General features: G+C 45.0%; 11 protein-coding genes and 1 pseudogene. 3 read left to right on the top strand and 9 right to left on the bottom strand.

Annotated features, from left to right (window positions below; all coding sequences use genetic code 11):
• On the top strand, positions 1-965 hold a 965-nt coding region (locus ACM0OZ_RS30105), incomplete at its 5' end, for a CHASE2 domain-containing protein (protein WP_414586509.1).
• 362 nt (positions 966-1,327) lie between these two features.
• The gene (locus ACM0OZ_RS30100) at positions 1,328-3,673 is read left to right on the top strand and encodes a CHAT domain-containing protein (protein WP_414586508.1); all 2,346 of its coding nucleotides are present in this window, start codon (positions 1,328-1,330) and stop codon (positions 3,671-3,673) included.
• Between the two features lie 510 nt (positions 3,674-4,183).
• Here the strand turns inward: ACM0OZ_RS30100 and ACM0OZ_RS30095 are convergent.
• Both ACM0OZ_RS30095 and ACM0OZ_RS30090 read right to left on the bottom strand, forming a co-directional pair.
• Positions 4,184-4,834: a sigma-70 family RNA polymerase sigma factor gene (locus tag ACM0OZ_RS30095; protein ID WP_414586512.1), complete on the bottom strand. Its 651-nt coding sequence runs from the start codon at positions 4,832-4,834 to the stop codon at positions 4,184-4,186.
• 695 nt (positions 4,835-5,529) lie between these two features.
• Positions 5,530-7,065: an HlyD family efflux transporter periplasmic adaptor subunit gene (locus ACM0OZ_RS30090; protein ID WP_414586507.1), complete on the bottom strand. Its 1,536-nt coding sequence runs from the start codon at positions 7,063-7,065 to the stop codon at positions 5,530-5,532.
• A gap of 103 nt (positions 7,066-7,168) precedes the next feature.
• On the opposite strand from ACM0OZ_RS30090, the pseudogene ACM0OZ_RS30085 reads away from it, so the two are divergent.
• Positions 7,169-7,567 (top strand): annotated as a pseudogene (locus ACM0OZ_RS30085) (four helix bundle protein).
• Positions 7,568-7,620: 53 nt separating this feature from the next.
• On the opposite strand, the gene ACM0OZ_RS30080 reads toward ACM0OZ_RS30085, so the two are convergent.
• The 7 genes from ACM0OZ_RS30080 to ACM0OZ_RS30050 all read right to left on the bottom strand — a co-directional run bounded on the left by ACM0OZ_RS30080 (position 7,621) and on the right by ACM0OZ_RS30050 (position 16,049).
• Complete coding sequence (locus tag ACM0OZ_RS30080) at positions 7,621-10,575, bottom strand: peptidase domain-containing ABC transporter (protein ID WP_414586506.1); 2,955 nt, start codon at positions 10,573-10,575, stop codon at positions 7,621-7,623.
• A gap of 41 nt (positions 10,576-10,616) precedes the next feature.
• The gene (locus ACM0OZ_RS30075) at positions 10,617-11,396 is read right to left on the bottom strand and encodes a peptidylprolyl isomerase (RefSeq protein ID WP_414586505.1); all 780 of its coding nucleotides are present in this window, start codon (positions 11,394-11,396) and stop codon (positions 10,617-10,619) included.
• Positions 11,397-11,592: 196 nt separating this feature from the next.
• Positions 11,593-12,333: a pre-peptidase C-terminal domain-containing protein gene (locus ACM0OZ_RS30070; RefSeq protein ID WP_414586504.1), complete on the bottom strand. Its 741-nt coding sequence runs from the start codon at positions 12,331-12,333 to the stop codon at positions 11,593-11,595.
• Positions 12,334-12,553: 220 nt separating this feature from the next.
• Complete coding sequence (locus tag ACM0OZ_RS30065) at positions 12,554-13,315, bottom strand: pre-peptidase C-terminal domain-containing protein (protein WP_414586503.1); 762 nt, start codon at positions 13,313-13,315, stop codon at positions 12,554-12,556.
• Between the two features lie 220 nt (positions 13,316-13,535).
• Positions 13,536-14,297 carry a pre-peptidase C-terminal domain-containing protein gene (locus ACM0OZ_RS30060; RefSeq protein WP_414586502.1) on the bottom strand — a complete coding sequence of 254 codons (762 nt, stop codon included), beginning with the start codon at positions 14,295-14,297 and terminating at the stop codon, positions 13,536-13,538.
• A 799-nt stretch (positions 14,298-15,096) separates the two neighbouring features.
• The gene (locus ACM0OZ_RS30055; protein WP_414586501.1) at positions 15,097-15,789 is read right to left on the bottom strand and encodes a hypothetical protein; all 693 of its coding nucleotides are present in this window, start codon (positions 15,787-15,789) and stop codon (positions 15,097-15,099) included.
• 134 nt (positions 15,790-15,923) lie between these two features.
• Positions 15,924-16,049, bottom strand: a complete 126-nt coding sequence (locus tag ACM0OZ_RS30050) for a hypothetical protein (RefSeq protein ID WP_414586500.1) — start codon at positions 16,047-16,049, stop codon at positions 15,924-15,926.
• Positions 16,050-16,084: the final 35 nt, after the last annotated feature.

Genomic DNA, 16,084 nt, shown 5'->3' with positions numbered 1-16,084 from the left:
AGTCGCTCTTGAGCCTACACTGTACTGTACTCAGTCAGTGTAGGAGTATGTCACTTGGAATTGAAGTAGCGTTAAATCAAACATCCACTTTTAATGTTAAACCACCGCCCGAGCTACCTCCCGAACGGATCGGCTTTGCAGATTTAATAGTTGACCCGGATGGCAAACTGCGCCGCAGTCTTCTTGCAAGTAAGACTTATACAGGAGAACTCAAATACTCCCTACCTCTACGTCTAGCACAAGTCTACTTGAGTAAACAAGGAATTGCGTTTCATCATGGCAGTCGTTCAAAAGATCCCATCCAGTTTGGTTCAAGTCAACTCGTTCGCTTCCTCCCCAATTCTGGTGGATATGTGAGATCTGACGCCAACGGCTTTCAGGTGCTACTCAACTTTCGCTCTCATAAGCAACCTTTTCGTACCCTATCTCTTAGAGATATCTTGACCGGGAAAGTCGATCCCAGTTGGATTCGCGATCGCGTCATAATTGTTGGCATGACCGCAGCCAGCGTTAAAGATAGATTTATCACTTCGGCGGTTAAACGCACCCTCTACACCACCGTTTTAGGAGTTGAAGAATCTTTTAACCACTACCAATGGATTTATGGCGTGGAAATTCACGCTCATGCCACAAGCCAAATCATCAGTAGCGTTTTAGACAGGCGACCACTGTTAAAAGTTTGGTCAGACATTTGGGAGTATCTGTGGATTTTAGCTTGGGGTTTATTGGGGATCGTCTTGGGACTCATTCTCCAATCCCCTTGGAAAACATTATTGAGCCTTGGGATAGCTAGCATCGGACTCGTTGGGATTTGTTATATTGTCCTAGTTGTGGGTTGGTGGATTCCCTTAGTACCAGCCTTGCTGGCTCTTGCGGGTGCGGGACTGACCACATCTTTTTTTGATCGGGATTTACGTAGCAGTACTACTCGAACAGCGCTCTTTAACTCTCAAGCGATCATTTGAGGCAATTCACAACGGACCTTTGCAAAGTTTAGCTGTCATCTTAAGAAGTCTGGGCGAAGAAGATATATCGCCCGAGCAATTGCGTAAGCAACTTCAAGAATTGAATCAGGAGTTGCGGAGTATCCCGGATTCTCTGAGTCACGAAATGCTAAGTCGCGATGACAGTCTTTGTCTAGAGGGAAATGTCGTTTTCGATCTACAAACTCCCATTGCCGATCTACTTTATTACGTTTACGACATTACCTTAAGAAGAAACTTTCAGAGCATATCAACAAGTAGGTCAGTTTGCTGAAGCGATCGCCCAATTAGATCAAGTTATCGCTTACTACCGCCAGAAAAACGAGCTTACCAACGTGGGGCGGATGCTAACGGAACAGGCTCAGATATACAGTCGCTTGGGGCAGCACCGACGGGCAGTTACAATTTTGTGCGGTCAAAATCATGCAGTAGCCTGCAGTCAAGATAGTGCCTTGGGAATTGCTCAGCGCCACTCAGATTATCTTGGCGAAGTAGCAGCTTGGGGTAGTTTGGGAAATACTCATCGTCTTCAAGGCGAATACGACCAAGCTATTCAAGATTTTGAACGCAGCAATGAAATTGCTAAGCGCATAGATAATCAAACTTACATAGCGTCTACCCTAAATGGTTTAGCCAATACCTACGCCTTTGTTGCCCTTCGCAATGAGCGTCGTGTCCAATTTGCCCGCGAGGTAGGTGATCAGAAAGCTGTGGAAAAATTCCAGCAAGAAACCACAAAAAATCGCCACCAGGCGGTACAGTATTTTGAGCAAAGCCTGGATCTAGCTCGCAGCCAGAACGACAAAGCAAACGAAGTGCGATCGCTATTAGGTTTAGTTAGGCTTTATCATCGCCAACACCTTGACAATCCGGATGCCAACAATACGCTACAGCAAGCGATGGTCGTTAATGAACAGTTAAGCGACTCTCGCGATAAAGCTTATGGAGCAATCCAACTTGCCCATCTTCTACAACTCCTTACCCATAGGGACGAAGTTGCTGATACTGAAGGGGCGGCTCAATGCTTGGAGACAGAATTGTCACCCAAACCTGTTGAGTTACTTAATAAAGCTGTGGCAATTGCTCAAAAAATACAGGATCTCGAAGTGGAATCCTTTGCCAAAGGTCGGTTGGGGCACATTTATGAATGTCGTAAGGACTATCAACGCTCCCTCAATTTTACCCAACAAGCGCTTGTGAACACTGCCGCTAATGAAAGCCTTTACTTGTGGGCATGGCAGGCAGGACGACTATTTAAAGCTCAAGGTCGGGTGAAAGAAGCGATTAATTTTTATGAAAAATCTGTTGACAGCCTCAAAAGTATCCGCAATGACCTTGCCCTGCAACAGCGAGATTTTCAGTTTGACTTTCGGGACAACGTTGAACCAGTTTACCGCGAATTACTTGAGTTGCGCTTAGAGCAAACTAACAATCTTCGGGGAGCGGAGATTCAACAGAATTTGGAGTTTGTACTCCCAATAGTGGATGAGTTAAGGTTAGCAGAACTGCAAAATTATTTAGGTAATGATTGTGATTTAGCACCCATTCAGAAACCAGTGGCGTTGGTGGGCAAAAGCACTGCTGTTATCAGTTCGATTATCCTCAAAGAGCGTCTTGCCATCATTCTTACCCTACCTGACGGTGAGAAGAAATTGAAGTCAAAACTTTTTTGGGTAGCTCTACCGCGTCAGGAACTCAGGGATATTATCAATGATTTGCGCGTCCAACTAGAAAAGCGCTCTGATTTGGAAAACACTTATAAAGCTAAATCGCAACAGGTGTATGACTGGTTCATTCGTCCTTTGATTCCCGATTTAGTGTCAGAGAAAATCGAAAGTTTAGTGTTTATCTCTGACGGAATTCTACGGAGTATCCCAATGGCAGCGCTATTTGACGGCAAGCAATTCTTGATTGAGAAGTATGCGATCGCCACTGCAAGTGCGCTGACTCTAACAAATCCCACGCAATTCAATCCGGTTGAACTGCGGGTATTAGCTTTCGGCTTGACAGAGCCAGCTACCGTTAAGACAGATACTGGTTCAAGATTTTTTGAACCCCTCAGCGCTGTCAAGTCAGAAGTTAACAGTATTACCACTAATATATCTGGGAGCAAGGGGTTATTGGATCAAGAGTTTACACCTGATCGCTTGCAACAAGAGTTAGAAAAAAATGTTTACCCAGTGATTCACTTAGCGACTCATGGCAAGTTTGGAATTGATTCTAGAGAAACATTCTTAGTCACTGGAAAGTTAGTTGAAGAAAACCGCCAAAAATCTCCCACAACTGAGCGCTACAATGAAAAGCTGACAATGAACGATCTTTATCAACTTATTAGCAACACTCGCAATGGCGCTCTTCGCTCCCCCCGCAGGGGCGATCTTCTCAGTCCGATTAAATTACTGACCTTGACAGCTTGTGAAACAGCAGTAGGTAGCGATCGTGAAACTCTGGGTCTTGCTGGTATCTCCATACAAGCAGGAGCTCAAAGTACCATCGCAAGTCTTTGGAAAGTTGACGATACAGCAACGGTGCAACTGATTGTCAAATTTTATCAAACCTGGAGTAGCGGACTGAGTAAAGCTAAAGCTCTACAGGCAACTCAAATAGCTTGGCTCCAAGCGCATCAGCAGGATCTCGAAAGTCACCCCGGATATTGGGCACCATTTATTCTTATTGGCAATTGGTTATAACTTGGCGCTTTCATATCAATGGATACTGTTGTCGAAATATAATCCTTCGTCAATTTCTCTTACTTCTTGATCTAAACGAAGTCGTGAGGTACTTTTCGGATTTGCAGCCAAAATCAAAATCTTTCGAGCTACAACATTGCTGGACATACACGGTTGAGTAAATGATTTATTTTTTAGTGTATATTTTTCTTTTGCGATCGCTCCATTGACAATTACAAATTGTCGCTTCAATAACTTACTCGAACAATAAACCGGATTAAACTTCGGTTATTAGTTTTCAACACGGAGAGAGGCAACTCCTCATCGACATCACTCCCGCGTTGACCTACGGTCAACATAGGGAGGCAGCGCGTTGGACGGGTTTCCCGGCGTGTGATTCGCCTGCCGTTCGGATGTCAATTCGTCTTGCCCGCCAGAGCAATCCCGTCACCAAGCTTTCAGCTATGGTGCGGGGCTTACGGCGAAGAAGCTAACCTCAAAAGGTTGTCTGGTGCATTCAATTAAGAACCGCTATAAATACCCCTCTTTCTCAGCGAATTTACGTAACCGAGGAATACACTGGCGTTGATAAAAACTACTCAAAGTAGAAACTGGTAGCCCAAATTCTGCTGACAGTTCCTTCCAACTCTCTTCCGGCGGCAAACGTTTCAAAATTAACACTTGACAATTCACTTGCGGACGCGCTTGAATATGAGTCTGGCGCAGTTCTCCGTCCTCATCTTGCTCTGCCCAGAACCTAACGTTTTCTAAAATGGGAGGAACATCAGGTTCAGCAGGAAGGGTATCTACAGGGTCAATGATTTCATTTGCATCACCTGAGGAAGACTGATTGATATTGGCAGAGACTGTTCTGGCTTGTTGTCGCTGCTGGTTGCGGTAAAAGTCTTGCAGTCTACGTTTTAAGTAAACATTCAGCCAAGTTATGACAGTGCCTAACTCAGGGTCATACGTTTGACCTGTTGTACCTTCACAAATATTGCGACAAAAATACAACCAGGTTTGTTGCAGTGCATCCTGATAATGGGGAGTACTTTCCCTCCATAGTTTGCTAGCACTCAAGCGAATGATTCGCGTGAGCAGTTTTTGACGTTCTGGGCTTCCAGGTGGGTGTCCACAGGCTTCGTCAACTAAGCGGCGTAAAAGTTCCTCCAGTCGGTCCATAGCAGTTGTCGCAAACAGAGCAAGCATTTTCAGTATTGCTCACAAGGGGACTCTGGAGCATTACCCCTTGTCGTGATATTGTCTGCTTTGCTGCTTTTGTTGCTAACTTATAATTCCTGCTTGACCTCACCCCAACCCTCTCCTTCCTAAGGAGAGGGGGAGGCTCTTGAGGTTGTTCGTTTTTTATAAGTGTTCATCCGGACATGATATCATTTGAATCAAGTAATTATTTATCTGTGTCCATCTGTACGGCAGTTGCTACCCTGCGGGAAGCCCTTCTCCTGTCGGAGACGCTGCGCGAACGGGTATGTCTTCGACACGCCTATGTCCTGAGCCCTTCGGGCACGGCTTGAGGCCGAACGGACACGCTGAGTCCCTGTCGGGACACGCTTCGCGAACGCGAACGGCGAACGCAGTCGCTGTGAGTTCACCGAAACCCTCCTGCATAGCGCTGTCTCACCGCCCTTCGGGCGTCTACAAGGGGGGGAACCCCAACGCCAGTCGCCTGGGTCGGGAAAGCCTCCTGCATAGCGCTGGCGCAGCAACGCACGCAAGAGTCCATCTGTGGTTCATTATTTCTTTGGTGTACCTTACTCCGGGTTGCAGCAAACCGCTATAAAGTGCAATCTCATAGAGAATTAGCTTCATTAAGTAGGAAAAATTTGGCATCTCATCCCACCTTCCCATCCTCCTCTTCAGCGGATGAATTTCAAGCTTTCGGCTTTTTGCACAAAGAAATCAGTGAAGATACTCATAACAGTGCGCTGGCGCAATTTGATATTGGCATTGATTGACATACCTGATTGGAGTGGAAGTTGACGATTATGAATCAGCACTGTTTGCCTATCCAAGCGTACTTTTGCTGGAAAACGGTAGAAATTATAAATTTGGTCTGGGGGTAGGGCATCTGAACCAATCGAAATGAGCTCCCCCTTGATATCACCATACTGTTGGAAAGGAAAGGAATCAATTCTCACATCGACATTCTGTCCTTCTTTGACAAAGCCGATATCGCGGTTCGTGATGTAGACTTTGGCAATCAAGTTATCTTTAGGAACAATTTTCAGAATTGGTTCACTCGAGTTAACCACAAATCCTGGAGTTTTGGCTTTGAGTTCAAAAACTGTTCCGTCCACTGGAGAGGTTATTTTCTGATACTTCAAGGTAGATTGCGCCTCACTTATCTGACTGTCAATCTCGTTGATTTTCTTCTGATTTTCCAAAATTATCTTCGTAAGCTGGCTGTCAATTTCGGCTATGCTCTTGTCATTTGCCGTAATTCGTGATAGTAAATCTTCTTTAGATAGAGCCTCAGTATTGCGGAGTTTTTCTTGTGCCTGGGTAATTGCTAACTTTAATTGCTGTTGTTCTTTCGTCAGTCGGACAACTTCCGCCTGGGATTTGAGAACTTCCTGCTGCTGTGTCAAGAACCTCATCCGGGGAAAAGCGCCCTCCTTCATCACCGGTTCCATATCCTGAAGAATTTTTTGATTAATTGCCAGCATATCTTTAGCACTGGCTAACTCCAACTGGTTTTGGCTTAATTTCTCTTGCGTCTTTTCCTTTTCTAACTGAGTGTCCGCCAAGCGCGAACTGAAATCCAACTGGCGACTTCGCAAGCGCAATTGTTGATCTGGAGTCAGAACAACTCCCGCAGTAGAACCGTTTAACTGCGATCGGTAAACCTGATTTTCCGCAGCTATTGCGGCGCGACTCTGGGTTAACGAGGCGATTTCTGGTCGAATATTGAGTGTCGCCCCATACTTGAGCATTGGTGAGACACGCCCTGTGAGATGGCGGCGGTAAAAGTCATTTTCCTGCACTAAAGCGGCGCGATTTTTTTGGAATGATATGAGCTGTGCCTGTGCCGTGGTTTGTTCCAGGCTAATCAGGAGTTGACCTTTTTTGACTTGCTGACCGTCTTTAACATGAATTAGCTTGACAACACCACCGACGGGAGCCTGAATATCAGTGACTGCACCTTGTGGTTCTAGCTTACCACTAGCGGGAATTGCCTCATCAATTTTAAACACCGATGCCCAAATGACTGTAAAAACAGTAACACCAATAATTCCCCAGGCGATCGCCCGCGACCAAATAGGAGATTGTTGTAAGATAACCGGTTGGTCAAATTGAAGAACGGAGGGAGGGGGCGAGGGAGGGGGTGAGGGAGGGAGGGAGTGAGGGAGGGAGGGTGTAGGGGAATTACCTTTTCCATTATTAATGCTCATATTTTGCCTTGTTTTTATGAAGAATGAGTGTGGAATTGAGGAAGTCATCTTGATGAATTCAATAATGATGCTTACAGTAGAATTTGTTGATAATGAAATAGAAATGATAAGAACATCTATCAAAAATCATAAAGAGTTAGAGGTTTATAACTGAGCATTTGATGCTACCATGAAAATTTTTGAATTATCTAAAAAGTTTCCTGTTGAAGAAAGGTATTCTATGACAGATCAAATTCGTCGCTCGTCACGGTCTGTCTGTGCTAGCTTAGCGGAAGCATGGCGCAAGCGTATGTATGAAGCTGCATTTGTAGCCAAGTTAAGCGGTTCTTCATTTGAAGCAGCCGAAACTCAAACATGGATTGAATTTGCTGTTCAATGCAATTATTTGGATGTTGAAGCTGGACGAGAGCTTTACAAAAGCTATAATTCAATTCTCGGTATGCTAGTTTCAATGATTCACAACTCACATCAATGGATCATCCCTCCCAATAACAACAAATAACTCCCTCCCTCCCTCCCTCCCTCCCTCCCTCCCTCCCTCCCTCCTTCACTCCTTCACTCCCTCCCTGCCTCTTGTTGCTGATACAAACAGTAGTAATAACCCTTCAGCGCCATTAATTCTTTGTGGGTTCCCTGTTCCACAACTGCGCCTTGATCCATCATTAGAATCACGTCAGCATTGCGGATAGTACTTAATCTATGAGTGATAAAAAGTACGGTTTTTTCTTGAAATGCTTCAGCCAAGTTGCGGCAGACTTGTGCTTCTGCGTTGTAGTCTAAGGCGCTCGTGGCTTCATCAAGGATGAGCAATTGGGGATTTTGCAGGACGGTGCGGGCGATCGCAATCCTTTGCCTTTGTCCCCCAGAAAGCCCTGAACCCCGTTCACCTACAGATGTGTTGTAGCCGTTGGGTAAGGACATTATAAAATCATGGGCATAGGCAGTCTTGGCAGCAGCAATAATCTCTTCATCGCTGGCATCAGGACACGCCAAGGCAATGTTTTCTCGCACTGTCCCGTCAAATAACAAGGTATCTTGTAGCACCATGCCAATCTGACGCCGCAGAGAGTAAAGTTCCACTTTGCTGATGTCGTAACCGTCTATCAAGATTTTCCCTGACTTCGGTTCGTAAAGTCTTTGTAGCAATTTTAGCAGTGTACTTTTTCCAGAACCGCTTTGACCGACAACGCCTATAAACGAACCAGCAGGAAAATCTAGGTTGATGTTGCACAGTTGTAAAGGTCCATTCGCACGAAAGCTGAAGGAGACATTTTCGTAGCGGACGTTCCCTTCAATTGCGGGCATAAGGATATTTTGACGTTCGCCTTCTGTTTCTTGGGGTGAGTCGAGAATGTCGCTGAGACGTTGTAGAGACAGGGCAGTTTCTTGGAAATTTTGCCACAGTTGCACTAGTCGCAACAGAGGGCTGGTAACATAGCCGGCAATGATGCGGAAGGCAATGAGTTGTCCGAGGGTAAGTTGCCCGTTAAGGACAAGATACGCCCCCACCCATAGCACCAGCAGGCTGGAGAGTTTATTGAGGAAATTGCTTAAAGAACCAGCAGTCGTTTGAGTAGAGATAGTCTTGAAGCCAGCACTAATATAGCGGGCGTAGCGTTCTTGCCATTGCCAACGCGATCGCATCTCCAAATTTTGCGCCTTGACTGTCTGTATCCCCGCCATCGCTTCCACCAAGTAGGAGTGTGTCTCGGCGTTGCGTTCGGCTTTTTCATGCAACTGTCGCCGCATGACTGGAGAAACCAACAAATTCAACAAAGCAAACAGCGGTACTGTTGCTAGTGCTACTAAAGACAGCATCCAGCTATAAATCACCATCACCAAGATGTAGATGATTGAAAATACCGCATCCATCACCACCGTTAAAGCCGTACCCGTAAGGAAGGATCGGATGTGTTCGAGTTCATTAACTCGCGTTGCCAATTCGCCGACCGGACGACGATCAAAATAAGATAAAGGCAAACGCAACAGGTGATTAATGACTTCAGAACCCAGCGATAAGTCAATACGGTTAGTGGTATCCACAAACAAATGGGTGCGGACATTACTCAGCACCGCCTCCACCACCGACACCACAATCAAAAAGATACCGAAAACTGTCAGAGTGTCGGGGCTGTTGCCAACCAAGACTTTGTCGATAATCACCTGTGTGACTAGGGGATTCACCAACCCAAAAATTTGCACCACGATGGAAGCAATCAGCACTTCAATCAGGACCTTGCGGTGGCGACGTAATGCAGGCACAAACCACGAAAGACCAAACCGCGACTTGGGGGTTTGTTTTGTCGGTTGCAGCAGCAGCACTTCGCCTTCTTGTCCCCAGGTTTCGGCAAAGTCTCGTGGTTTGCGGCGCACTAGTCCCATTTCTGGAACGGCAATGAGTAATTCTTGGTTACTGCTTTTGTAGATAATGGCAAAACTGTCTTGCCAGGAAATCATCACCGGAGGTTGCAAGCGACTCACTGTAGACGCCGGAATCTTGACTATCTGGGTTGTCAACCCCATCAACTCTGCTACCGCCGCACAAAATTGCAGAGATATACTGCTGGTGCGTTCATACTGTTTCGTCACAACCCGCCGCAGCATATCTCGGCGGAAGGGAATGTTATAATACTGGCTCAACATCTGGAAGCAAGCCAAGGATGCATCCACCGGACCTCGTGCCCGGATATAGGGGTACTTTGCCCGTTTAGGCTGCTTAGCTGATTCTGCTGTTGTGGCAATCTCTGGGGCGTAAGGAATTTCTGCTAACCAAGAATCTGCTGTTGTTGGTGTTGGTGGGCTTTCTGGTAGTGCTGGGAGCAAAGATTTGGGTAAACCTACCAGACGCATATTTGCGTTGAGGTAGAGTTTGGGATTAGTACCATTCAACTCTAGACAGCTACCTACCGGAAACTCAGCCTGAGAACTGCTACTTACTAGCCACAGATAATCCCCCTTATAAAGGGGAGATCTCATATCTTTTGCTGCAGGAAGCGTTAGCACAATAGCAGCTTCCCAAGCAGTTCGCGATAGTCTAATTAAATCAGTTTTGCCATCAGCCCGGCGAGTGAGTTCTTCCCCCAACAACTCATACACTTCTACTAATGCTGCATTTCGGTGTAACGCCTTGGCAAAAGCCGACTCGTGCTTGATGACAGTGAGAAAATCGGCGATCGCTAAACTAAAGCAAATCACTTCTGTAGAGGCGATCGCTGTTTCGCAAGCCACACCCCGCACATGACTCACCCAACCCAAAACCTCCCGTGGTTGCAGCAACTTCAATGTGTCAGGTTTGTCTGTGCGAGGGTCGAAGCCTAATAGGCGGGCTTGTCCAGAGTAGATAATGCTAATCTGTTGGGGCATGACTTCCCGCGTCACTATCGCCTGACCCATGCGGTAGCGCAAAAATTGCACCTTTGTTAATAAATTTTCTAGTACATTCTCCGGCAGGTGTTTGAAAGGAAATATATCTGCAAAAAACTCTTTAATATCAATAGTGGTATTAGTCATATTCTGCACCAAATTTTTATCATCTCTCATCCCCTTTTGTTCTAAGCGACGTTCGCCTCCTGAACCTGTGCTGGTTTGGCGTTGACTCCCATCCAGATTTTCTCTTCAGGCGAGAGTTGAGTGAGTTGCTGTTTAAACCAAGCTTCAAAATTCTCCTGCAGCAATCTTTGGCGCATGAAATTGTCTAACTGTGCTGGAACTAGCTTTTCAGTACGCACAATCACCCATGATTCTCCAAAAGGTACCGGTGGCTGAATCACACCAACTTGACTTGTGTAAAGTAGCTGGGCAAAATTGGGAGCGACACTACCAAGTTCCACTGGACCAATGATTCCACCTGTTTGGGCTTCTGGACCGATGGAATATTCACTTGCAAGTTCAGCAAAGGATTGTTCTCCTTCTTTAATCCGAAAATAGAGTTCGTTGGCAGTTCCTCTTTGTTCGGTTCTAATTAAGGAGTAAATAACTTTATCTAGCTGTCTTTTGCGTTTGAGAAAGTAAGATTCTAGTTGATGTCCCCAAGAGGCTTGTTTGAACTTTTCAATTCTAAGCTTTCGCGTTGCCATGAGTTCTAGCTGTTCTTGGGTCAGACCGTAACGTTCCCGCCAAGCTTGTCTTTTATCTTCGCTTGTCAAATCCCAATGCTGGTAAAATTGCTCTAGAGCATCAGCCGTTTCTTCTTTTGTGCAAGTGATTGGGGCGATCGCCTGATCAATAATGCTCTCGCATAATAATTGCGGGATGATGTTATAACTAGCTAGTAAAGGAATAATTTCAGAAGCTGCGATCGCGCGATTACCAATTTGTAAAACTGTAGTCATCTTTAAATAACTCTTCCAAGCGCGTGCAAATATTCAAAAAATGCAGTAATCTTGAATATGAGCGGCAAAGTCCAATTACGGTGCTCTGCCGCCATAATCAATTTCAACTTATTGGAAGCATTGTCATGCAATGCTTTCAATTACTTCATCCTGACGTTTACTTTCTACCATGACAGGTCTCAACTGATGCTTAAACTTAAGCATAAGGGGTAGTAAAGTGGTCAAAGGTGAGGTTGTAGTTGGTGCTACCATTACCCAACTGATAGACCTGGAGGTAGTAGCTACCAGCATCGTCAATCCGATAAAGAGGCTCGGAATTAGTACCACCTGTGACAGACTGCACGGTTTGATCGCCCGAGTCAACGTTGCGATCTCCGTTACGGTCATGAATCAGTCGGATACCAAGATCAGGGCTGAGTCCGCTTGGTGTAATGTTGACACCCTCAAATGAGCCGAGAGAGAAGGCGTAGACATCAGAGGTATTGTTGTTATCAATGCGACCAGTGCGGGTGACATCGCCTGATAGGTTGCCAAGATTAAACTCTCTGGGGAGAAGGTTGCTAGGATTAGCAGTAGACAAGGCTAAATCGTAAGTAACATTGCCATTGCTAGTTGAATAGCGACTCACTTGGGCAAAATAAGTACCTGCAGCTCGATCTGCAAGATTAATAGAGTCATCGTTGTTACCTCCTCGAGTGGAACTTGCAACCAACTGATCGCTATTCGCGTCGAAGCGACCGTTACCGTTGCTGTCTTGATACAATCTTAAATCCGCATCATCGCCAGCGCTGATACCTGTGAGAGCCACGTTGATGTTTCTGGTAGAGTTGATTCTAACCTCAAACACATCAGTGGGTTCCCCTGGAGTTAAAGTCAAGTCATTGCGGATAACAGGATTACCGTTAGAGGGCAAAACACCGACATCGTAGTCAGACATTTTTTACTCCTTTGAGATTTTGGTAGTGATTTGGTCAAGACAAGGTCGGTCGTGTACAAATAGCAAAAAAGTGCAGTAATTGTGGAGTAGAAGCGGCAAAGTCCAATTACGGTGCTCTGCCGCCATAATCAATTTCAACTTATTGGAAGCATTGTCATGCAATGCTTTCAATTACTTTTCGTCAGGTTTACTTTCTGCCATGACACCTCTCAACCGATAATTAAGTTAAAGGAAAGGTGGTATTGTAGTGGTCGAAGGTCAGGGTGTAGTTGGTATTGCCACTATACTGATACACCTCAAGGTAGTAGTCACCAGAAGTATTAATACCCCTAATAGAGTCCGCCAAAGTACCACCGTTAGTAGAGCTACGAATGACCTCGCTATCCTCAACGATGCGGTTTCCGTTACGGTCTTGAATCAGTCGGATATCAGCATCTGCGCTCAGTCCGCTCAGATTAATATTGACACCCTCAAACAGTCCAAGAGAGAAGTGGTAAACATCAGCGGTGTCGTTGTTACCCACTTGACCAGTGCGGGTGACATCGCCTGACAAGTTACCGAGTTCAACCTCCCTGGGCAGAAGATTGCTTGGATCGGCACTAGATATGGCAATATCGTAAGTCGCATTGCCCGAACTACCTCGAGGAAAGCGACTGACTTCGGCAAAATAGGTACCTGCGCCTCGATCAGCAAGATTAATCGAGTCATCTGCGTTACCGCCGCGAGCGGAAGTTCCAATGGCGTTGGCGTTGTTGACACCGCGATCAGTAGCATCCAAGATACCGTTATTGTTAATGTCACGGAACAGTGTCAAGTCAGCATCATCACCAGCGCTGATACCTGTGAGAGCCACGTTGATGTTACGCATAGCGTTGATTCTAAACTCAAACACATCAGTAGGTTGCCCTGGAGTTAAAGTCAAGTCATTGCGGGTAACAGCATTACCGTTAGCGGGCAAAAGACCGATATCGTAGTTAGACATTTTTTACTCCTTTGAAATTTTGGTAGTGATTTGGTCAAGACAAGGTCGGTCGTGTACAAATAGCAAAAAAGTGCAGTAATTGTGGAGTAGAAGCGGCAAAGTCCAATTACGGTGCTCTGCCGCCATAATCAATTTCAACTTATTGGAAGCATTGTCATGCAATGCTTTCAATTACTTTTCGTCAGGTTTACTTTCTGCCATGACACCTCTCAACCGATAATTAAGTTAAAGGAAAGGTGGTATTGTAGTGGTCGAAGGTCAGGGTGTAGTTGGTATTGCCACTATACTGATACACCTCAAGGTAGTAGTCACCAGAAGTATTAATACCCCTAATAGAGTCCGCCAAAGTACCACCGTTAGTAGAGCTACGAATGACCTCGCTATCCTCAACGATGCGGTTTCCGTTACGGTCTTGAATCAGTCGGATATCAGCATCTGCGCTCAGTCCGCTCAGATTAATATTGACACCCTCAAACAGTCCAAGAGAGAAGTGGTAAATATCAGCGGTGTCGTTGTTACCCACTTGACCAGTCTGGGTAACATCGCGTGACAAGTTACCGAGTTCAACCTCCCTAGGCAGAAGGTTGCTAGGATCGGCACTAGATACGGCAATATCGTAAGTCACATTGCCCTGACTGCCTGGAGCATAGCGGCTAACTTCGGCAAAATAAGTACCTGCAGCTCGATCTGCAAGATTAATCGAGTCATCTGCATTACCACCGCGAGTGGAAGTTCCAATGGCGTTGGCGTTGTTAACACCGCGATCAGTAGCGTCCAAGATACCGTTATTGTTAATGTCACGGAACAATCTTAAATCGGCATCATCCCCAGCGGTGATACCTGTGAGAGCCACGTTGATGTTTCTAGTAGAGTTGATTCTAAACTCAAACACATCAGTAGGTTGCCCTGGAGTTAAAGTGTAGTCATTGCGGGTAACAGCATTACCGTTAGCGGGCAAAAGACCGATATCGTAGTTAGACATTTTTACTCCTTTGAGATTTTGATTGTGATTTGGTCAAGCCAAGGTAAGTTTTCGTTCCGTCAAAGATGTCATTTCTTTTGTCTGGAATTTCACTTTCCTTGAACCTTGATTGACTTATCGGGGATTGTTCGGAGTTGTACGCAAATCTTAAAAAATTCTTTTGCGTTTAACGTAATTTTCCTTGATCCCTCATTTACTTATTCAGGGGTTCTTTGGAGTTTTACGCAAATCTTCAGAAGAAATTTCTTTTGTCTTTTACGTGATTTTCCTTGATCCCTCATTTACTTATTCAGGGGTTCCTAGAGCAATTACGCAAGGTTTGAAAAACATTTACATTTCTTGACAAATTTTCCTTATGGAGTGCGATCGCTCATGATAGAAACTGTGGCAAACTGTCTATAACAATAGGGCTATGATGTGCTTGGGATAAGGCTGCACATACATTACGAACCCAAGTATATGCCCATATCAATCAATCACAACTGATAGTTATAACTATTTTCATTTGAGGCAAAAATACCTCGTATCCCTGAATTTGGTATTCTGTTTCTGATAGTATAGGCTGATTTATATGAATCCTTATGAGGGATTGAAATAAAGTTTAAACTGGTTACAAAGTGTTAATCTATTCTTTAGAATTATTTACAAATAGCTTTTAAGTAAAAAAAACCGGTTTGTTTGAAAAACCGGGTTTTTTAGACTATTGAATTTAACAGTTTAGACTCACAATGCAGCTTGATCCCCTACTGCGGATTTTTTACGAAAGTCCAAAAAAGACAAAATGCTGGCAAACTTAAAATTAAATTGCCTTTTTTTCCACAAATGCCAGCCGCCCTTCCTTGTAAGCTTGCCTTAGAGCGACAGCTTCTGCGACAATATTCTGTGCGCTCAAACCCTCCTCATCCATCATTTTTTGCAAGGTAGTCCCAGTTTGTTCCTCTGTTTCGTGTATCGGTGGAATTTGGCAATACCTCCCTCCATTGTTTGTGCGTCGCCAAATACTTGGTTTTTCAGGTTTTACTTCTCTAGAGGTGCGCTTTTCTCTCATGAGGGAACGCACAGCCTCTTGGGTGATTGCAGTTAAGTCTAGTAGCCTGTCTATGACTTGCTTGTACTTCTTGTTGTTTTCTGCTAGATGATATACGGTGCTTGGTTCAATTTGTGCTAACTCTTGGGGCGAAAACTTTTGAAATGCAGCCGCAATCTTGAGATATCTTTTTTCCTCGCCTTTCCAACCCTGGTCAAGAAGTAGCTTTCTATACTCCCTTAATGAGCGCTTCTGTTTTTGCCTAGCTAACCAAAAAGCATGACGCAGAATTGTTTCGGTGGCATCAGCTAGCATTTCAAAGGAAATACTGTCGTCAATAAGCCTTTTGACAGCATTAGCTTGTTCTTCAGCTTGTTCTTCTAAATATTGTTGCTCAAAGTCCGATTTTGCAATTGCTTGTTCGTCACCTTGAGCTGCAATTGCGCTTTTCACTTTTGTCGTCATGGTATGAAATAATACTGTTTTTTTAGAAATTCACTATGGGTGTAGAAGAGTAGGAGGAATCTGTAAACTCAATCTTATTAAAGAAAGAATTTGGTTGATTGCCTGTATGATGCTAATGAAGTACGATTTCTAAGTCATTCTGCCCCTTGACGGCGAGTGTTACCGAGCGATTGGCAATGCCTCTGCTCCGAATCGCGATTGGGCACGAGGGCACTGCGCTCCGCGCGATCGCCTACTTTGTGTTCACCATCATCTGTCATTCAAATCCAAGCTTCACAGGTCTACCTGTGAAGCG

The organism is Scytonema sp. PCC 10023 (assembly GCF_963920835.1).
Lineage (GTDB): Bacteria > Cyanobacteriota > Cyanobacteriia > Cyanobacteriales > Nostocaceae > Kalymmatonema.
This window is presented reverse-complemented; position numbering and strand designations above follow the sequence as displayed.